Here is a 21,949-nt window from a genome sequence, read left to right as displayed (position 1 = left end):
TTCCAGTTTATTTTACAGCGGTTTTCATTTGAGATTTTGCAATCACTTCACCGTTCAGTTTCGTAATGATATCTACCAGGGTTACTCCCATTACTTCATTAAGGATGGTTACTTCAGATTTCAGCTGATCTCCCACTTTAGGCAGTATTTCAGCTTCAAAAGATTTGATGGCTCCGATATATCCGGTTGGAGCATCTTTTCCCAGCAGATAATATTTATATCCGGTATGAAGGGCAACGCTCTGCGCCTGATGCTCAATCAGTCCTGAAGCCTGGAATAATCCGTCCTGGATAAAAAGGTTGTCTTCCTTTATCTCAAAACCGGATAAAAGATGGCTTTCCGAATATTCTGACAATTCATGCACCATCACAAAAGGAAACCTTTGGGGAATAAGACTTTCTACAAAATCTTTATCGGATGTTGGCAGTCTGTTTTCCATTAGCAAACCGTTAATAAAGCACAAGAATAAGCAAATCTTCCACTTTCAGGAACACAAAGAAGTACTTTTTCTCCTTTTTTCAATGTTCCGGAATTCATCAGTTCTTCAAGGGCGATAAATATAGATCCTGCTCCGATGTTTCCAACTTCAGAAAGATTATAGAACCATTTTTCTGCGGGGAAATCCATTCCTTTTTTGGCAAATTCTTCTTTAAGTCCGTCTTTAAAGTATCCGGAAGAAATATGAGCCAGTACGTGGTCAATTTTTTCCGGATCCAGGTTATGTTTGTCAAAAGATGATCTTAAACTTTCTGCTCCTTTTACAAGGATGTATTTATCAAGGATTTTAGTATCCTGTTTAATCGCAAAAATAGATTGTTTCAACCATTCGTCAGAAGGGTAGTCTGCCCATGATTTCAGGCTTCCGTCTTCCAGCTTATCACATCCTGCATACATACAAGCTTCAATTTCGTGGGCATAAGAATAGAAATCAATGAATTCTATTTTTAGGGAAGTGCTGTTTTCTCTCGGTTTATTTTCTAAAAGGAAAGCGCCTGCTCCATCAGAAAGCATCCATCTCAGGAATTCTCTTTTGAAAGCAATGATAGGTCTTTCTTCCAGTAGTTTTAAATTTTCAGCCTCATGATTGAACTTGTCAGCAGTCATCCATGCAGACATTCTTTCAGAACCTGCGCATACTGCGTTGTCCTGTACACCGGCTTTTACAGAAAGGAATCCATAATTCAGGGCATTCATTCCTGAGTTGCAAAGACCTGTTGAAGTATTAATTTCAATAGATTTTCCGATGTTCAGTTCGCCATGTACCATGGATGCGTGAGAAGGCTGGATCTGATCCGGTGAAGTGGTTCCTACAGATAATAATTTCATATCTTCCTTTTTGAAGTTTTCGTCAAAAAGTCCTTCGATAGCTTTTGCAGTAAGCTGTGCATTAGAGTGGGTAGGGTTTCCTTCTTTATCTAAAGCGTAGTATCTTGTTGTGATCTTATTATTTCTTAGGATAAGTGATTTTGCTTTAGATGGCGCATCATTGATAAGCCCAAGATAAGTCTCCATTTCATCATTCGCTACCGGCTCATTGGGTAAGTATGTTGATGCTTTTGTTATAAATACGTCGTACATTCTATTTTAAATTAATTCCTTGTAAATATCTTTTTTGTTTTTGTCTTTTAAACCAAAATATAGGGGTTGTAAGCAGGTGTAATACCAAAACGACAGGTGAGATAATCCATATCGCTGCCATCAAATATACCTTAAAGAATTTTATCAGCAATGGACGTTTCTCTTTTTTCTTGATAATCAGGTTAGACCATACTGTGAAAATTTTATTTCCAACCTTTTCTACCCGTACTAAAAAAGCACGGATTTCAATCGCTCCGTTTTTCACAAGATCCGGTTGTAAACTATTAAGGTCATTATTATTAAAATGTCTTTCAATAATCTCGCCATACTTTACAGAACCTGCAATTTCTTCATCTGAAACTCCTGCAGCGGGAAGCATTCCTGATTTTTCTTTCTGACCTGTGGTAAGCCATCGGAGAATTGTTAATACGCTGGTGTAATTGTCATGTCTGTCTACCAAAGCAATATTTCCTACGAGTTTAGCCTGCAGATCTCTTAGGTAGACCTTTAATTTTTCCTGGGAAAGCATCCACATATTTCTGGTTCCTGAAATGGTTACTACAGGAGTGTCTTTAAGGATTCGCTCTGCATAATCACTCTTTAAGAAAGAAATAATAGGAATGGATGGTGTGAGATACCATACCTGATACCCAAACAGGATAAGATCATACTTTTTGTTCAGAATTTCTTCCGAAGGAGGAAGGATTTCTTTTGGAATCTGTAGATAAGATTCAGGAAAAGTGTTGAAAAAAACATCACCTGGCCAGGGAAAAGGAAAATCTTCCTTTAGCTGAATGTTGTAATACGTAACATCATAAGCCTCCTTTTTCGCTTCAAAAGGCTGGGCTATATTTTTCACGATATCTTCGAGTTGTCCGGTTTGTGAATAATATATGACAAGTATATTTTTCTTCATTAGTTTTCTTTAGCGTTTACAAAAGTATGTTTTTCATATTTATTATTTAGTTTTAAATACTTTTAATGATTCAGAACTAAATTTTAGTGCATAATTATCTCTTTCAAACGAAGTGTTTTTTGTATTTACAAAAATGATTGTTTCAGAGAGATCCTGAATTTCATTCATGGAAAAGTGTTCATCCGAAATCAAAAGAACATCAATTTTTTTGTTTACTTCAGAAAGGTCTTTAATATACTGTATTTTTCTTCTTTTTACCAGATAGTTATGGGCTGCCACTGCTCTTTTTTCATCATTCTGAATCAGAGAAAAAATTCTTCGGCTTGCCTGATATAGAGTTAATAAAGCATCTTTCTGTCCAAAATCCGTAGCGATATGAAGAATGTTGGCATCATGAGGAATATGTTTATTCAGTTCGAAATATACTGATTTATTGGTATTAAAGTCTTCTTTTACTTCTTTTACCACTTCACTGTCTTTATACAGGTAGCTCAGGAATAATTTCTTTTTAAAATAATTCTCATTCTCAATCTCTTCGCGCAGTCTGGCAAACTCTTCTCTGAAATAAGCATTGATCTTCTTTGTTCTCTCAGAATAGTTCTGTCCAAAACTCATGTCATCTTTGCTGATTCTGTTGCCTACTTTTACGGTAATACTTCCGTCATAGATAATGAAATCTCCTTTCGGCAGCACCTCAGAATTTCCATGGATATAGAGTGGAAGAATATCCAGCCCGAACTGTTCAGCGAGATAAAAAGCTCCTTTATGGAATCTTTTCACATCGTTGGTGTAAGAACGTTCTGCCTCAGGGAACACAACGAGTGAATATCCCTGGTCAACTTTTTCTTTCAGTTTGTCCATTCCATTCTCGATTCCCTGTGAAACGGGATAAAAGCCCAGTGCTCTTACCAGTTTTCCGAAAACAGGAGACTGATATACCCAGTCATTCACCAGATAAATGATTTTATGGGTAGCCATTGCAATAGCCAGCGTATCGAGGAAAGAAGTATGATTGGCAATGATAACTGCAGGTTTGCTGAAGTCTTCAGATGTATTTTTAATGACCTTCTTCTTTACAAAAGGATTAGAATAAAGAACGGAAGTTAAAAATCTGGCTAAAATAAGTTTGATGATATTCAGGGTCTGCCCTTTGGAATTTTTAACAAAAAAACTTCCGAAGGCAGAAAACAGCAGTCCACCTAATCCGTAATAAAGGAATGAGAATACTGACCATACAAACAATCTGAATGTGATTGGAGAAAGTCCTTTTTTCGCCCTGTTGGTAATGAATAATCTGAACCAGAAAGGATATAGGGTAGAGGTGATAATAATAACGGAGAACATTCCGATCAGGGCTACTAATGCCAGAGAATGCAATGCCGGATGTTTGGCGAATATCAAAGATCCGATGGAAAGAATTGTCGTGAAAACAGCAAGAATAATAGAAATTCTGTACGTAGGTAATTCATTCTTTCCGGTAGTATGCTCTTTTTGCATAGCTTGTGTCAGGAAGATGCTGAAGTCATCTCCCACTCCAAATACCAATGTACACACTACAGTACTGAAAATATTTAATTCCAATCCCAGAAAATAAAGGATTCCGGCTGTAACAACTCCCGTTAAAACAATCGGGAACATGGTGAGAACTGTTAATTCAAAATTCCTGAAGAAAACGATGATCGTTAAAATAATGGCAAGAAGAGAATAACTGATCAGTGTATTGAAGTCCCTTTTCAGCAAACCAAGGAAATTTTCATTCATCTGCTGCCGGTCTATAGCAATGGCATCATGCTGTTTATCAATATCTTTGATGAAAGTGTCTCTTTTGTTTTCGTCTACTTTTACTACATTGGAAACGGTGTAGAAACCATTTTCGCTGCTCATGAATTCTGAAATCTGAAGCGCTTTCACTTGTTGATAATCCTTCAGGCTCAATGCAGAATAATTTTTACGCAAAGCTTCATCAAAACTGTCAAACGCGGAACTGTTGAAGCCGAATTTATTCCCGTTACTGATCAGTTCGGAAATGGCTAGGCTTTTCTTCTGGTCATTCCAGAAACGGTTCCACTGGTCAATTTTTTTCTGCTGATCCTTTTCTGAAAGAACAACGCTTCCGATAGAATTATAGCTTAAGATCTTTCCTTCTTTTTTCTCTTTGTCCAGGAAACTGCTCAATTCGGAATTTCTGGACAGTGCTTCTTCTTCAGAATTTCCATAAGAAATAGTATAAATTGATTTTGACGTAATATCAGAAAGTTTCTGCAGTTTTGCCTCACTGATTTTTAATTCTTTCGGAATATAATTCAGATCCCCGATATCTTCATTGAAACCTACATGTCTGAATCCAAACAGACAGGCAAGAATAATAATGGAACACCCAATAATCAAAGGCTTATTTTTTTCGTACGGATAAGAGCCGATCTTGTCAATGAAATTTGTGTTCAGGTGTTCTCCCTTTTCTTTTGTTTTATAAAGTTGAGGAACAATAATCAATGCTGTGATTGAAGAAAGAATCACAGTAATGGCAGCAAAAAGACCTAAGTCCTTTAATGCTTCAGAACGAACAAAAACGAGACACAAAAAGGAAACGGCTGTTGTTGCACTGCTTAATATAACAGGCTGCGTGATTTCCTTGTAAAGCTCCTCAATATTGTTGTTATGCTTATAATGGGTAAGGATGTGCAGGGCATAATCAATCGTAATTCCAATAAGAATCGCTCCTACACTGAGTGAAATAGCTGAAATCTTATCTTTAATAAAATAAAGGATTAAGAGAGCGAGCAGTACTGAAAATACGGTGGGTAGAAATACAATGATGGGAGTGAAAATATTTCTGAAATAATAGATCAGAAGGATTAAAAGAACCGTCATGGAAATGGCCACTGTATTCTGAATATCTTTTTTGATCTGCTTTGCGTTGGCTACAGCAATTACCGGAGAACCGAAATAGCTGATCTCTGTTTTTCCTTTGAATTGTTTGTTAATACCATCTTTGATGGTGTTGAGCTGATCCACAAATGCCTCATTGGCTTTCGTATCATTGCTTTTGTTTTTAGGATCAATGAAAAGCAAAAGATTTTTTCCGTCTTTGGTAACAATATAGCTGTCTTCGAGTTTGAAGTCTTTGCTGATGTTTAAAGCATTTAATTTTTTGATTCCCAGAAAAGTAAATCCAAGAGGGTCTTTTTTAATAAATTCTTTGGTTACAAGGCTTGTTGGAGAAACCAAGGAGATGTAATTATTTTCTACCTGTTTTGCAATACTGTCTTTCTGGAGTTTCTGATCAATTTCCTTATAATCATTCTCATTAAGGAATAATGGTAGATTCTGATGAACGAAATCAAAGGTTTCAGAGATTTCATTATCGTTCACTTTACCCTGAACAGAACCAATATATTTCTGTAAGGGCTCAATTTTTTTCAGGAAAGTATCTGCCGTTTCAGAAAGCTGGAAGCTGTCTTCGCCGGATCTGTTCTCGATAATAACAATAATCTTATCCGAAAAATTAAGCTGTTTAAGAACTTTTGCAGTAAGATCCGACTTTTCATTTTTGGGTATAATCTGATTGATGTCTTCCTCAAAATTGATCTTCGACGCAAAGAAAATGCATAAAGCGGCAATTCCAAGAGCTGTCAGTACAGATAGAATTTTATTTTTGGAAATCAGATAATATAAAAATATAAAAAGGCGATGCATTGCATTTAAATCAAGTCTGCAAATTTAATTTTTTAAGTATTAGTTCAAAATAGTTAGCGATAAGTTTTAACTGAAAATCAATAAAATATTCTAGGAAGAATGAAAAAATATTCTACTTTTGCAAAAGTTCCCTTTTGAAAAAATGTATTTTAAACCACCATTATTATTAAAAAAATAAGAATCTGTTTTAGATATGTTGAAAAGAAATGATGAAAAAATAAACGGATTTCTATTGGTAATAGTTCTTCCGCTTCTGTTGTTTGCCATGTCTTATTATGGATTTGAATCATCCTACACAAGACTGAAAACATCAGAGAAAACCCCTGATTTTTTATTTTCCTCCGTATATGCTTACAGAGTGATTCCCAATTATCTGAGTGTACAGATGACGGATTTGATGTACAATCTGATCAATGGCCCGCTTTCTTTCTTCAAAGATTTTTTGTCCAAAAACGGAACCCCTTTTTATCATGGGCTTTTCCTTATGAACAGTGTGTTCTTCGTTTTATGTTCTTTGATTTTGAATGCTGTTTTCCGGATGAAATCTACGGGACTTCTTTTGAATGTTAATGCCAGAAGGATTATTCATCTCTTATCTGTATTTTTCATTGTGATCACGCAGTATGCGCCGACAAATTGTGATACCATCGCACTCTTTTGTTATCTGTCAGGTGTATTTCTGACTCTTAAATATCTGGAAACCAGAAAAAATATTTTCTTCTTTACCCTCATTGGACTTATCGGGATCTCTACTTTAGTAAGAGAAACAGCCTGTCTGAATATAGCCTTTTTTGCAGCCGTATTTTTCAATATTGATGAGCTGAAGAAAGGGAATTATGAGGTAATCTGGAAAATTATACCGCTGGTTGCTGCTTTCCTTATTCCCTATCTGGGATTAAGAGCTATACTTGTTCAGGATGAAACGACTTTTGTGGAAGGCTTTTATATCAACAGAAACTTTTCCAGCCCTTTCAATCTTGCAGGGTTGATCTTTGCATTAATAGTGATTTATTTTATATATGGCCTTTGTACAGAGGAAAACAAGAGTGTTTTTGGAAAATATTTTTTCTTTTCCATTCCTTATCTTCTTATGATTACTTTAGTAGGGCTTTTCTGGGAAGTGAGGCTTTTCCTGCCTTTAATTCTGACCGGACTCATCACAGCATATCATCAGTTTAAAAAAACATCAGAAAGTTAGCATGAGTTTACTACATCCATATTATATAATTGCCATCGTCTATATGCTGTTCTTCAGTGTTCAGGAGGTGTATGGAAAGAAGGTTGATAAAAAGTGGTTCTGGTTCCTTGCTGTTTACTTTATTATTATTGTTGGTTTCAGAGACAGTGTAGGCCCGGATTACGGAAGTTATAAAGGAATCTATATTTACTCCGATACCAAAAGCTATTACAGTATCTTTATGAAGATGCTCCATATGGAAGGACCGGAAACGCTGGACGTGGAATGGCTGTATACTTTGATTAATAAGATCCTTCTCAATTTTTTTGATGCACCTTTTTATATGGTAACATTGGTTATTGCTATTTTTGCGATGATCTTTAAAGTAGAATATACTGAGGATAATACTTTTTATCCCTTTACTTTTACCCTTTTCATGTTTATTCCCAATTTCTTTATCGGGGAAAGTGGGCAGATCAGACAAAACCTCGGGACTTTTATCGTGTATTTTGCAATACGGTATATTAAAGAGCGGAAACTCTGGCATTACCTGTTTTTTATATTCATAGGGTCGGGTATACACAGTGTTTGTTACTTATTCCTCCCGATGTATTGGCTGGCCCGCGTTCCGTTAAACAAAACGGTAATGCTGATTATGATTATCGGTTCTGTTTTTCTGTCCCCATTTGAAATATATAGAAGTTTCGGTGGTTTCTTAGATGGGATGGCCTCTAATAGTACACTTGTTGAAGGGTTTAATGGATATATGGATGAAACGGTACAACGACTTAATGGTGGTATCGGAATTCCAGAGGTGATGATGGCAATCCTTACTTTCTTCCTTTTCGTTTTTGATAATAAAATGAAAGAACTTTATCCTTACTATGAATACCATAGAAACTATGCTGTAATCGGGATATGCCTTTATTTTATTTTCAGAAATAACCCTATCTTCTCTTCCAGGCTGGCAGGAGCGTTTATCGGATTCTCATACATTATTATTCCGAATGCCATGTATGTGGTTTCAGGAAGAGTTAAGAATATGATCTATGCATTTATAATCGCACTGGTCGTCTTCAATTTTGTTGTCTTTTCTATATTTAATAATATCACGGCCGGGCGATTTTCGATTGACCGGTATCAAAACCATATTCTTCCTTAGAATTTTGAATCTTAAAATATAAAGACAGCTTAGGGCTGTTTTTTTTATGTAAATACCTTGTTGGTTTTTATACTGTTTATCGCGTTTTATTTTACATTATTAATAACATAATTCAAATATGTGTGTTTTTATTTGTATAATAAATCACTTTTAATAGAAATGGGCTTAATAATTGTATTCTGCTAAAGACACTAAAACCTAAGGTATGAAAAGATTAGCTGGAAAATTAGCGGCAGTCATATGCCTGATATTATTTGGAATCACTTCCAAAGGTAATATCGGAGGGAATCTTCCCTCGATTGGACATGTAAAAGCAATATGGCTTAGTGAGAATACAGACTCATTGAAACCGGTTCATGAGCCGATGAGATTATTGCTTCCAGACTGGAAAAAAGCACCTAACAGTTACATTTTTGATCCCACTCAGAACAGCGGAGGATTGCTGGTTCCCGTAAAAAAAGCTTATGCGATGTGGGAGGGTGGCGGATATCTTAACGGGAGTGGTATACCGGCAGGGACGGTAACTGCTGATGTTTTATGGGAAGATGTTCATGGACTTATAAAATCCGGATCGAATTACGCCCTTGAAATAATAGGAACAGGGCAGGATGCTAAGATTAAAGTGCCTGTTAATAAGACAAAAAAAGGAAATGCTGTGGTTGTTTTCAGGGTAGATGGTGAGATTTATTGGAGCTGGCATATCTGGGTAACGGATGATCCCACCAATGGAGTTTCCTATAAAAGTTTCAGCAACATAAAAAGAATGAGATGGGATGGAACAACGGAAATTATTCCGGACTCCGACTGGAAATGGATGGACAGAAATCTGGGAGCAATCACAAATTCTATCACGGCATCAGACTGGAACCGGAGTAACGGACTTCTTTATCAATGGGGACGAAAAGATCCAATTCCACCCCTGGTTACAAGAGGAAATGATTTTTATGAAGCTTCCGGATCGATAGGCAGAGTAAGACATAGAGGAGCCAAAAATATGACCAATGCAGTGAGTATTGATGATCTCAGAAAGTTTGTTCTGCTTTCCGCTGCAGAGGTTACCAATAATATAAGGCTTTCTGTAAAAAATCCTATGAGCCTTATTTATGTCAATAAAGATGATAACTCAGGACAGGCTTATTATAACAATAACCTCAATCTTCCGGTCAACTGGTTTGGAAAATCTACAGCGTTGCCCAATAACAGGCTTTCAGAACTCAATCTTTGGTCTGATAATGCACAAGGGAAAATTGAAACCGTTTACAATACCAATGATAAAACAAAACCTTATAGAGATAAATCTCCTTATGATCCTTGTCCCAATGGATGGCGTATCCCTTCAATGCTGGTGGCAAATCTGGCTTCTCCCTCTTATGTGGATGATATCAGAATAGACTTTTCGCCTTTCGGAGTAAAAACCAGTATGGCAAAAAATGTTTTTGAGACCAATAAATATCATATCATAAAGCCTACTGATACAGGAGTTCCCACCTTCATGACAGGATTTAGAATTTACCCTAATCTTGGCTTTGATCTTTCGGTAGTCGGCGGATTTAATATGGGGATTTTTCCCGGAAACGGACAACTTATCAGAGGGGCTCATTCAGGACAGTATAGTGATCAGCATCATATTGCATTGTGGACTGCAACTTTAGCCCGGTTGTTTGATACTTCTCCTGCTGTTACTGTAAGGGGGCTTTCTATGATTCCGGATAAAACACAGCCTGATATTCCGGACCCTAATTATCCCAATATTAAAGGACGGTATTATTATTTTCCTATGGCCGGAATGTATACTTCAGATGCAAACGGCTGCAGATGTATAAAAGATCCGCTCTACACCATTAATGATTATGATTTTCCAACAGAATATCTGCCTGCAACTGCAGAATATAACGAAGGTTTGAATAATCCGAATACCTATCAGGTTGTTAAAAGCGAAACAGGTACAACTATCGAAATTCCGGTCAGTAAAGCATTTTCTGTGCAAAGTCAGTTGCTGGATAATATTGAGATATTGAACCCTTCCAATTTTAATAATTTAAAAACTAATGTTCTCTGGACTACCAATACAGCTTTAATCAGCAGGATCTCAATAGTAAATCCTTCACCTTTATCACTACAGGATATCAGCAATTCTAAAATATCTGTAGAAATTGCTCCCAATGAAAGTGGAAATGCTGTAGTTACATTGCATAACGGCAGTGCATCTTCCCCGGTATATTGGAGCTGGCATATCTGGGTTACGGATTCTCCTGTGGGATCTTATTCTTATACTACAGAAACTCCTGCAGCAGTTACAAATTATGTGAATTATGTCAATAAAGCTGATGTTGCATTACAGACCGTTTTTATGGATCGTAATCTGGGGGCAACAGATGTTTTTCCCAACGTTGTCAATCCTCAGGCTCCAACTGCTGATGAACTGTTAAAAATCCGTGCCTCTACAGGAATGCACTATCAGTGGGGAAGGAAAGACCCTATCCCCCCATTCCAGTATGCAGATAACAGGAGTTTTTATAATGTATTTCTGGGAACTCCTGCTCCCAAGGGAGCAGTTTCGTACAGTACGCTTGATCAGTCTGACTATAATAATCTTTCAGGAAACTATATTGTACCTTACAGTACTTATGCCTCACTGTCAAATGTACAGGTAACCGATAAACCGTCAGAAAAAATCTCCAAGATCATATCCTATTCTGTGAAGAATCCTCTGGTATATATGATTCCAAGTACTTTTGCTCCTTACAACAGTACAACACCCAATTATACCAACGGTACAGACTGGCTGGCACAGGAACCCAATTTAGCTCCTGACAGATGGGGAAGAGGGGGTAAAAAATCACCTTTTGATCCTTGTCCTGAAGGTTGGAGAATTCCGGACCTTACAAATGTCGCGTTGGTTTCCGGAGCAGATTTCGGACAGACACCATGGTACAAAAAAGATAAGAATATAGCAACCTCATACAGTATTGCCACAGATTATTCAGGTATAAGAGTAAGAAATTCTGCCAATGCTACAGTAGGATATATCTTTAATAATCCGGCATATTCCATAGGAAATTATCCTGATTCCGGATCAAGAGGATTCAGAAGTGTGATGGCTAATCAAAGTGCTCAGGGAACATTTAATATGCTAAACTTTCAGTATCCTGCTGTATGGACGGCTGCTTTAAATTCAAATTATATCGGAAGATCTATTAATATGTTGTTTGATGCAGCTTCTACCACTAACAGAATGATTGTCTTTCATGACAATAATGACCCCTACTTCGGAACAGGATGCCGATGTGTGAAAATAAAATATGATGCTAATGGTAATGAAGAGGGTCCTGCATCAGGAATTTCAGTTATACCCAATAGCTATAAATTGATTAAAGAAAATGCAAAATCTACGGTGATTAATAACAAGATCTCACTCTATCCGAGTCCTTTTTCTAATATTCTTTACATCAGGGCTGCAGAAAATAAAGAGTACAAATTTGAGATTTTTAATATGCTGGGACAACTTGTAAGGTCTGGGCATTTTATCAATAATCAGACAGATCTTTCATCTTTAAACGCAGGAGTGTATTTAATAAGAATAAATAATTCTGAAGCGAATGTAAAAATTGTAAAACAATAAATAAAATAAGATACTAAAAAGCAGAATAAGACTTCTTGTTCTGCTTTTGTATGAGCCGGCATATTTCTTACATCTATTATGGCTGATGAAAAATTCTATATCAATGAATGCTGATTGTTGTATAACAGTCTAAAACCTATACTACAAAGGATTTGTTTATTCAAAAAATGAGTATTGAAAGAGAGTATAAAGCGCCCTGATTATTAAATTAAACCCTTTTAACAAAAAGTATATAATAAAAAAGCTTTACTTTTGCAAAAATTTTTAGTTAGAATGTCGAAAAATTTAGTAATCGTAGAGTCCCCGGCAAAAGCAAAAACTATTCAAAAATATCTAGGAAAGGATTTTGAAGTGAAATCCAGTTTCGGACATATCCGGGATCTTCCTAAAAAAGGAATGGGGATAGACCTTGCTACATTCAGTCCTGATTACGAAGTTTCAGCAGACAAAAAGAAACTGGTAACCGAATTAAAGGCTGCCGTAAAGAAAGCCGATATGGTATGGCTCGCTTCCGATGAGGACCGCGAAGGAGAAGCTATTGCATGGCATCTTGCGGATGAATTGAAGCTGAAGCCTGAAAACAGAAAAAGAATTGTTTTCCACGAGATTACCAAAAACGCCATTCTAAAAGCAATCGACAACCCAAGAGATATTGATCAGAACTTAGTAAATGCCCAGCAGGCAAGAAGAGTGCTGGACAGAATCGTAGGTTTTGAAATGTCTCCCGTATTATGGAAAAAAGTAAAACCGGGACTGTCTGCAGGTAGAGTACAATCTGTAGCAGTGAGGTTAATTGTTGAAAGAGAAAAAGAGATCCGTGAATTTACGCCAAAAGCAAGCTTTAAGCTGGACGGAATCTTTTTAAATAAAACAGAGCAGGAAATTGCTGCTAAGCTTAAAAAAGATTTTGAAAAGGAAGAAGAGGCTGAAAAATTCCTGGAACAGGCTAAAACTGCAGAATTTAAAGTTCTCAATGTTGAAACAAGACCAGGTACACGTTCCGCTTCAGCTCCGTTTACAACTTCCACTTTACAGCAGGAAGCTTCGTCAAGACTTGGATATAATGTGACCAATACCATGCGTCTGGCACAGAGATTATATGAAGAAGGGTTTATTACCTATATGAGAACAGACTCCGTAAATCTATCCCAGGAAGCTATTGAAGGAGCTAAGAAGCAGATAATCTCAGAATACGGTGCGGAATATTCTTCTCCAAGAAACTATACCACAAAATCAGCTTCAGCACAGGAAGCCCACGAAGCGATCCGACCTACGGATTTTGGAGTGAAAAGCATAGGAGATGCACAGCTGAACAAACTCTATCAATTAATATACAGAAGAACACTTGCTTCTCAGATGGCTAATGCCAAAATTGAAAAGACAGTGATCGAAATAGGAAATACATCATTACCGCATCATTTTGAGGCACAAGGAGAAGTTATCATCTTCGACGGTTTCCTGAAAGCCTACGGAATTGTAAAAACAGAGGACGATGATGATGAAAACAACGATAAGCTGCTGCCAAAAGTAAGCGTGGGAGAAGTTTTGAGCTATAAAACCATTACTGCTACTGAGAAGTTCACAAGACCAAGTGCAAGATATACTGAAGCCGGGTTGGTGAGAAAACTTGAAGAATTAGGGATTGGTAGACCTTCTACTTATGCGCCTACCATTCAGACTATTCAAAACAGAGAGTATGTGGATAAAAGAGAAATCGAACCACACACCCGTGAAGTGATCAAAATGTCTCTGACAAAAGATAAGATCAAAAAAGTAGTTCTTGAGGAGAAGTTTGGCGGTGATAAAAATAAATTCGTTCCTACAGATATAGGTGAAGTTGTTAATGACTTCCTTACAGATAACTTCAGGGAAATCCTTGATTACGGTTTCACGGCACGAGTTGAAGAAAGCTTTGACGAAATTGCAAGTGGTGATCAGAAGTGGAAAGAAATGATGACGAATTTCTACTCAAAATTCCACCCGAGAATTGAAGATGTAGAAGAAAATGCAGATCGTGCAACAGGAGACAGACTTTTAGGAGTAGATCCTAAGACCGGTAAAAATGTACATGCAAGAATCGGAAGATTCGGAGCAATGATTCAGATCGGAGAAACGGATGATGAGGAAAAACCAATCTTTGCTTCATTAATGACAGGGCAGAATATTGCAACCATTACTTTTGAAGAAGCGCTGGAACTGTTTAAACTGCCGTTTGACTTAAGCGAAGTTGACGGACAGCCGGTTTCTGTAGGAGTAGGAAGATTCGGGCCTTATGTGAAATGGGGTGAAACGTATATCAGTATTCCGAAAGGTGAAGATCCGCTTTCTGTAGATCAGAAACGTGCTGAGGAGATTATCAATGAAAAGAAGATTGCTGATGCTCCTATTGCAACCTATAAAGGTGAACCTGTCACGAAAGGATCCGGAAGATTCGGACCATTTATCAAGTACAAAGATATCTTTGTGAATGTTCCTAAAAGATATGATTTCGAAAACCTTTCACAAAGTGATATCAATGAACTGATTGACGCTAAATTGGAGAAAGAAGCCAACCGATATATCCAGCAATGGGAAAAAGAAAAAATCTCCATTGAAAACGGAAGATGGGGGCCATTCATCAAGTTTGGAAAAGCCATGTTCAAAATTCCGAAAAAAGCTGACGATACAAAATATGAAGCTGAGGAACTGAAAGAACTTTCTCTTGATGAGGTTAAAAAGTGGATTACAGATCAGGATCCAAAAGCTTTTGCAGAAAAGAAAAAACCTGCAGCTAAAAAAGCAGCTACAGCTAAGAAGACTACCACAACAGCGAAAAAAACTGCAGCTAAGAAACCTGCAGCGAAAAAATAAATAATCCTTAAGGTTACAATACAAGCCGTCAACACCTGTTGACGGCTTTTTTTATGAACAAAGAGAAACATGTCTTCTCAGTTTCTATGTTTTTTGTATGTTTGTTACATCAAGCAATTAATCAATTATTACACTTTAAATTAAAATATGGATTTCGAAGACTTTATCATTTCACCAAGAAATTTTAAAACTGAAAGCTGGCAGATAGGAAATCGGATTACAAAAGATATCAGAGAAGACAGTATTGTTCTTTTGTTTGTATCAGACTACAGAGGGGCGGGCGGCGATGCGGAAGTGCAGGACTTTACGGCGGTAAGAAAAGAATTTTACAAGCTTTCACAGATGGATTTCGAAATTCCTGTTGTAGACCTTGGTGATCTGGTATCCGGGAAATCTGTTCAGGATACTCACTATATTTTACAGGAAGTCCTGTCGGCATGTCATTATAAAAGAGCTATTCCGGTAATTATCGGGGGCTCCAATGACTTTGCTTTCTCATTATTTTCAGCATTGAATTTCCATAAGAAAAGCATCAACTATACCCAGATCAGTAATATTATTTCCCTTCAGCAAGGTGAAACCATCAATGAACATACTTTTTTGAGCAAAATTTTCGGAGCCAAAAATTTCTCCATTAAAAACTACCATCATCTGGGCTACCAGAAGCATTTGAATGAATTGGATTCTGTAAGGCTGATCAAAGAAGTAGAATTTGATATTATCCGGCTGGCTGAAATGATGAATTCTACAGAAAAAACAGAACCGTTCTTCAGAAAAGCAGATCTGGTGACCGTAAACTGTGATGCTATTGAAAGCTTTAGTGAGCCCTTTTCAATGAATCCACAGGTAAATGGTTTGAACAGAAGAGAGATCTGTGCCTATATGAAGGAAATCGGATTGAGTGAAAACCTGAAATCTGTCGGAATTTTTAATTATAATATTTATTCTGAAAACCAGTTGAACCATCAGCTCTTAGCACAGATGCTGTGGTACCTGATCGAAGGAATCAATATCCAGCATTCCCATCCGAAAGAAAGGCATTATGAGCTGTTCTACGTTTTGATAGATGACAGACAATATGCATTCAGACGTGATACTTTCAGTAATTTGTGGTATTTTGGTGATGATGAAAATATAGAAAACTGTATTCCCTGCTCCAGAAAAGATTTTGATGAAGCTAAAAAGGGCTGGCTGAATGCAAGACTGACGAAAATTTAATGTATGACAAATGTTCCCTCAAGAGTATCCATTATTGTTCCCGTTTATAATGTCGAAAACTATTTGGCAAAATGCCTCGATTCTCTGGTAAAGCAGAGCCTTTCTAATATCGAGATTATTGTAGTAAACGACGGAAGCAAAGATAACTCTGAAAAAATAATTAAAGAATTTGCACAAAGATATCCTGATAAAATAAAAGCCTTTACCAAAGAAAACGGTGGACTGAGTGATGCCCGTAATTTTGGAATCGACAGGGCTGCCGGAGATTATATAGGTTTTGTAGACAGTGATGATTATGTTACTGAAAACATGTTTGAAGAAATGTTTCTTTTAGCGGAAAAGCATCATGCGAAAATGGTCATCTGTAATATTCAGAAAGTGGATGAGAACGGAAAAATTGTACAAAAATTGACACAGCTTCCCGATATGCCGGAGAAAATAGCCCTTGAACATAACTTTTCTGTATTTTCTGATATCAGCTATTTTGCATGCAATAAGCTGTTTAAAAAAGAACTTTTTAATCAGAAAAGATTTAAAAAAGGAGTTCACTTTGAAGATATTCAGCTGATTCCTCAGCTTTTGCTGGAATGTGAAACCATTGCGCAGACTCAGAATTTTCATTATCAGTATCTTGAACGTACTGATTCTATTACAAAAACCCACACAGAAAAAGGGCTTGATATGTTAAAGGCAGTTTCTGATGTAGAGCAGGTATTCGGTAAATCTTCCTATTCCAATAAAAGCAAGGAATTGAAAAATTTCCAGATTTTTGAGGGAGTTTACTCGTTTTTGGCCTACCTGGCGTATGTGAAAAAAGACGAAATATTTTACAGTATGTCTGATCAGTTAGACCTTTTTATGAAGGAAAGACAAATAAAAATTCAAGATATATTGAAGTATAGTCGTTTTGGTAAGAATTATCTTTTATCTTTGCCTTTGAAGAAAAAGATTTTTTATCTGTTGTTTTTTGGAGGACAAAAAAAATTGATAAGAAAGTTGATTTAGTAAACACAAATGTAAGTACTATTGTTTCGGTCAATAGAAAATGATAATAAAGTTCCTGTTATGATTTTTTATTTTGGAGATACAAGTGCTGAATTAGAAAAGAATGAAAAACTTTGAATTGTTCTTAAGCGGATCGGGGATACCTATTTTCTATATAAAAATAGGATTAGGCTTCGTATTCTCCTTTTTAATTACATTTTTCTCTATTCCTACCATTGTCAAGATTTCAAGAAGAAAGAATCTGATGGATGAGCCTGGAATAAGAAGCTCGCATCTTAGAGAAATTCCCAATCTTGGTGGAATCGCCATCTTTTATTCAATAGGAATCTGTGCCTCTATTTTTGCCTATGAATTGTTTGATCTCTACAAATTTTTATTTGCTTCATTAATTATCCTGCTCTATGTGGGGGTAATGGACGATATTGTTGTAATGAGAGCTTACAAAAAACTTGTTGCACAAATTGTTGTGTCTTCCCTGATTGTTATTGGTTCGGATATCAGAATAAGAAGTTTATTCGGAATCTTCGGCGTATACGAACTGGAGTATTTCGTAAGTGTGATATTCAGTATCGTAACATTTATTATTCTGATTAATGCGTTCAATCTGATTGACGGGATCGATGGGCTGGCAGGAGGTTATTCCGTTATCTGTAGTGCTTTATTTGGAATAAGCTATTACCGTCTGGGGGAATATAATTATCCGCTGGTAATACTGTCTGTTGTTATTATTGGAACTGTGCTGGCATTTTTGTATTATAATCTGTCAAACTACCGTACCCGCAAAATATTTATGGGAGATACCGGTTCTATGCTCCTTGGCTTTTTATTGGCTTTTACATCCATCTGTTTTATCGATATTTTTATAGATAAAAAACTGATCGATGTTCCCAGATATCACCTTCAGTCTGCTCCTGTAGTAGCGGTAGCTATTCTGATTCTTCCGATTGTAGATACTCTGAATGTCATTATGATCAGGCTTTACAACAAAAAGTCACCATTTGATGCTGATAAAAACCATATTCATCACAAACTGCTGAAATTGAATCTTACCCATAGGAGATCAACTTTTTATATTATTCTTTACTATCTGATGATTGTTGGAGTGGCTTATTATTTAAGACATATTAATGTCAATCTTTTATTATTGGTGATTGTTTCACTGGGTTTTTTTGGTGCATATTTGCCAGATTTACTATATCGAGTAAGAAATAACAAAAATTAACAATTAAATATTACTTTTGTAAACAATATTATATATATATGATGAAAAACTTTAAATATTTATTTTTAATATTCCCTCTTTTAGTTACCTCATGTATTACAACAAAGGATGTAAGATACTTACAACCAAGTGAGAGTCTCGTAATTAATGAAGAAGGTCTTGTTCCCTACAATATCCCTGTATACAGGATTACCAAAAATGATATCCTCAATCTTAACATTGTAACAACTCCCAAAGGAGATGCTGCACAGTTTTATTCTTCTTACAATTCCTCAGGAGGGACCGGAACCGGAGCTGTAACAAGTCCGGCCATGTCTGGCGGTGGTTCTGTAGGGGGAGGAGTTGGTACTACTTCCGGGATGAGCAGAGGAGGAAATACGAATTTCTATTTTAACGGACTCAAGGTAGATTCCAATGGTGATATCAATGTTTTTGGAATTGGCTATGTAAAAGCTGAGGGAAGAACATTAGAGGATATCAGAAAAGAAATTCAGGAAAAGGTAAATGAAAATTTCCAGGAAGGTAAATCTGAAGTAAGACTCAATACAGACGGTATCACTTATTATATTCTTGGTGATGTTGAAACTACAGGTCTTTCAGGAGAGAAAGTAGTTCATAAAAATACACTTACCATTACTGAAGCTTTAGCCATTAATGGCGGGCTAAACAGGACGATTGATAAGAAAGAGATCGTTATCCACAGAAAACTTCCGGAAGGAATCAAAATTGCCAAAATAGATCTTACCAGAGAAGATCTTATGAACTCTCCTTTCTATTATGTGCAGAATGGAGATGAAATCTATCTGAGCACAAGAGCAAAAAGCTTGAACGGATTCGGAAAAGATCCTATTCAGACTTTAACAACAGGAGTTTCGGTAATTACTACGGCATTGTCTATTTATTTACTTCTTAAAAATCTTTAGTCATGATTCCAGAAAGAGTAACCGCTGCAGAGAAGAATAATTCTCAGAAAGAAAAGTATGGGTCGTTTGCGTTATTTGATTTAGAACACTTTTTAAGAAGAGTCCTTAAAAACTGGTACTGGTTTGTATTGATGTTTTTTATCGGCTATGCCGTTGCATGGGTATACAGTAAATACTATGCACAAAATATTTATGCATCAGACTTATCATTAAGTACCTCCAGTAAAGGTTCTGAGTTCTTACCAACACAGTCTAACCAATCCATCAACTTCATCTGGGGTGATACCGGAAATCAGGATGGGCTTTATCTGAAAAAAATGCTTTTATCAAGATCACACAATGAATTTTTGGTAAAAGAACTGGATCTTTTTGTTAATTATTCTACCAAAGGACTGATAAAATCCACCTACCTGGATAAAGATGATTCACCGGTTTTTCTTCAGATTGATAAAAAACATCTTCAGCAGATTGATTATCCTATTACCCTGATCCCCAAAGGCGATGGAGCATATCAGGTAGTTTTACCAGAAGAAGGAGAATCCACTAACCTGTATAATTATGAAGTGGAAGGTTTTCAGACTATCAATCATTATAGCAGACCCGCTGATAAAATCATTAAAATCAACGAATGGTACAATGCTCCGAACCTGAGGTTCAGATTACTTAAAAATCCTGTTCCTTCTAAAATTAAGTTGGATAATATTATTGTAAACCTGAAATCGGTCAATGAAAGTGTAAACGAAATTGTTTCTACTACAGGTGTTGACTTTGATAAAGAAATCAGGTCCATTATGATTATTACTAAAAAAGGATATAATCTCAACAGCACAGTAAATTTCCTTAATAAATCTGTTGCAGAGTTACAAAAAAAGAGACTGGCTGATAAAAATGTAGTCAATAAGAATACCGATATCTTTCTAAAGGATAATCTGGATAACATCCGTAAAAAACTTGATTCAAGTGCGAGTGTGCTCAATTATTTAAAAACTTCGGAAAAACTTTATAATATTAAAGACAGAGACGAAAAATCTCTTGAAAAAATAAAAGAACTCGAGGCTAAAAAAGCAGATATCATAAGCAAAATCAATTCTCTTAACAATATAAAAAACACGCTGCAGTCTCAGAATTTTGATAAAATGATTGGAACCAATGCTGCAGGTTTTGAAGATGGAGTATTCTCAGCAACAGTTACTGAACTTAAAGCTCTGTATACCAAAAGAGCAGAAATGGCTTCTATTTACAAACCTTCATCAGAGCCTATGAGAGAAATCAACAGGCTTATTGATGAGGCAAGAATGGGATCATCGAACAGTTTAAGAGGATACTATAACAGATATTATGAGGAGATCAACAAAATTGATCGTGATATTTCAGGAGCCAACTCGGACTTAGCTTCTTACCCTGAAAAAGAAAGAAGATATCTGGATGCAGAAAGAGGATATAATATGATTGAGGCGACTTATAATAGTCTTCTGGGAAGACAGAGTGATACTAAAATGAGAATGGCGACCAATCAATCTGATATTACAGTGATTGACCCAGCCAAAAATCTGGGACAAAGACCTATTGCACCTAATGTCAAGTTAGCGAAAACTGCCATTATCTCAGGATTGCTGCTGCTTCCGTTACTTTTTATCTTTGTAGGTGAAGTATTAGATAGTAAAATCAGAAATATTAAAGAACTTTTAAGTGCAACGAAAATTCCGCTTCTTGGAGTCATTGGAAATAACAGCAATGAAAATATGCTTACCGTTCTGGAGCAGCCAAAATCATCTGTATCAGAAGCCTTCAGGGGAATAAGAGCCAATATGAGATTTCTGATGGACAATGAAGGTGAAAAGGGAAAAGTTATTTTGATTACTTCATCCATTGGAGGAGAAGGAAAAACTTATATTTCCATCAATTTAGCATCCGTAATAGGATTAAGTGATAAAAAAACAATCTTGTTAGGAATGGACCTTAGAAAACCGAAAATCTTTGGAGACTTTAAGATTGATAATAAATATGGGATCTCCAATTATCTTACAGGAGAAGTAGATATTGACAAGATAATTAACAAGACCAAGATCCCTAATCTGGATGTTGCTACTTCAGGTCCTATTCCGCCAAACCCATCTGAGCTTTTAATGAGTCAGAGAAATATCAGATTTATAGAAGAACTCAAAGAAAAATACGATTTCATTATTATAGATTCACCACCTGTAGGTCTGGTGGCAGACTCGTATGAACTGATGAAGTATTCTGATGCTAATATATATGTTGTACGCCATGAATACACAGAAAAATATATGCTGAAAATGATTACTGAAAAGTATCATAACGATGAAGTCAATAATCTGGGACTTGTCTATAATGACTATAATACCAAACAAGGCTACGGCTATGGCTATGGTTACGGCTATGGCTATGGTTATGGTTATTTCGATGAAGATAAAAATTATAAAGAGCCGTTACTGATAAGGATCAGAAATAAAGTACAGGTATTATTTAATAAAAAATAAAGCATTAAACCCTCATTTAATGGGGGTTTTTTCATATGTAAAGTATTTTCATTCTATGAAAAAAAGAATATTTTTGCCA

The 21,949-nt window shown here is 36.2% G+C and carries 13 protein-coding genes; 9 read left to right on the top strand and 4 right to left on the bottom strand.

Features of this window, described 5'->3' with window-relative positions; genetic code table 11:
* Nucleotides 1-7: 7 nt before the first annotated feature.
* Genes JNG87_RS17085 through JNG87_RS17070 form a run of 4 tightly spaced genes read right to left on the bottom strand, consistent with a single transcriptional unit; the run spans nt 8 to nt 6,190 of the window.
* Nucleotides 8-439, bottom strand: a complete 432-nt coding sequence (locus JNG87_RS17085) for a hypothetical protein (RefSeq protein ID WP_202839862.1) — start codon at nt 437-439, stop codon at nt 8-10.
* On the bottom strand, nt 439-1,578 hold the full coding sequence (locus JNG87_RS17080) for a beta-ketoacyl-ACP synthase III (RefSeq protein ID WP_110009837.1): 1,140 nt from the start codon (nt 1,576-1,578) through the stop codon (nt 439-441). The genes JNG87_RS17085 and JNG87_RS17080 overlap by 1 nt, the downstream gene beginning before the upstream one ends.
* Nucleotide 1,579: 1 nt before the next feature.
* The gene (locus tag JNG87_RS17075; protein ID WP_202839861.1) at nt 1,580-2,494 is read right to left on the bottom strand and encodes a dialkylrecorsinol condensing enzyme DarA; all 915 of its coding nucleotides are present in this window, start codon (nt 2,492-2,494) and stop codon (nt 1,580-1,582) included.
* A gap of 42 nt (nt 2,495-2,536) precedes the next feature.
* Nucleotides 2,537-6,190, bottom strand: coding sequence for an MMPL family transporter (locus tag JNG87_RS17070; protein WP_202839860.1), 3,654 nt, complete (start codon nt 6,188-6,190; stop codon nt 2,537-2,539).
* Nucleotides 6,191-6,383: 193 nt separating this feature from the next.
* Here JNG87_RS17070 and JNG87_RS17065 point away from each other — a divergent pair, with 193 nt between their 5' ends.
* From JNG87_RS17065 to JNG87_RS17025, 9 genes are all read left to right on the top strand, one after another.
* Nucleotides 6,384-7,388 carry a hypothetical protein gene (locus JNG87_RS17065; RefSeq protein WP_202839858.1) on the top strand — a complete coding sequence of 335 codons (1,005 nt, stop codon included), beginning with the start codon at nt 6,384-6,386 and terminating at the stop codon, nt 7,386-7,388.
* A 1-nt stretch (nt 7,389) separates the two neighbouring features.
* Complete coding sequence (locus JNG87_RS17060; RefSeq protein WP_228406498.1) at nt 7,390-8,529, top strand: EpsG family protein; 1,140 nt, start codon at nt 7,390-7,392, stop codon at nt 8,527-8,529.
* Between the two features lie 205 nt (nt 8,530-8,734).
* Complete coding sequence (locus JNG87_RS17055) at nt 8,735-12,151, top strand: T9SS type A sorting domain-containing protein (protein ID WP_202839856.1); 3,417 nt, start codon at nt 8,735-8,737, stop codon at nt 12,149-12,151.
* A gap of 273 nt (nt 12,152-12,424) precedes the next feature.
* Nucleotides 12,425-15,001 carry a type I DNA topoisomerase gene (gene topA, locus JNG87_RS17050; protein WP_202839854.1) on the top strand — a complete coding sequence of 859 codons (2,577 nt, stop codon included), beginning with the start codon at nt 12,425-12,427 and terminating at the stop codon, nt 14,999-15,001.
* Nucleotides 15,002-15,148: 147 nt separating this feature from the next.
* Entirely contained in the window at nt 15,149-16,219 is a 1,071-nt protein-coding gene (locus tag JNG87_RS17045) for a formimidoylglutamase (protein ID WP_202839852.1), read from the top strand.
* A gap of 3 nt (nt 16,220-16,222) precedes the next feature.
* Nucleotides 16,223-17,224: a glycosyltransferase family 2 protein gene (locus JNG87_RS17040; protein ID WP_202839851.1), complete on the top strand. Its 1,002-nt coding sequence runs from the start codon at nt 16,223-16,225 to the stop codon at nt 17,222-17,224.
* Nucleotides 17,225-17,327: 103 nt separating this feature from the next.
* Complete coding sequence (locus tag JNG87_RS17035; RefSeq protein WP_202839848.1) at nt 17,328-18,446, top strand: glycosyltransferase family 4 protein; 1,119 nt, start codon at nt 17,328-17,330, stop codon at nt 18,444-18,446.
* A gap of 38 nt (nt 18,447-18,484) precedes the next feature.
* Nucleotides 18,485-19,369, top strand: coding sequence for a polysaccharide biosynthesis/export family protein (locus JNG87_RS17030; protein WP_110009827.1), 885 nt, complete (start codon nt 18,485-18,487; stop codon nt 19,367-19,369).
* A 2-nt stretch (nt 19,370-19,371) separates the two neighbouring features.
* Complete coding sequence (locus JNG87_RS17025; RefSeq protein ID WP_202839846.1) at nt 19,372-21,870, top strand: polysaccharide biosynthesis tyrosine autokinase; 2,499 nt, start codon at nt 19,372-19,374, stop codon at nt 21,868-21,870.
* The last annotated feature ends 79 nt before the right edge of the window (nt 21,871-21,949 follow it).

This window comes from Chryseobacterium cucumeris, assembly GCF_016775705.1.
Lineage (GTDB): Bacteria > Bacteroidota > Bacteroidia > Flavobacteriales > Weeksellaceae > Chryseobacterium > Chryseobacterium cupriresistens.
Note: the sequence above shows the minus strand (reverse complement) of the source record. Positions and strands in the feature narration are given on the sequence as shown.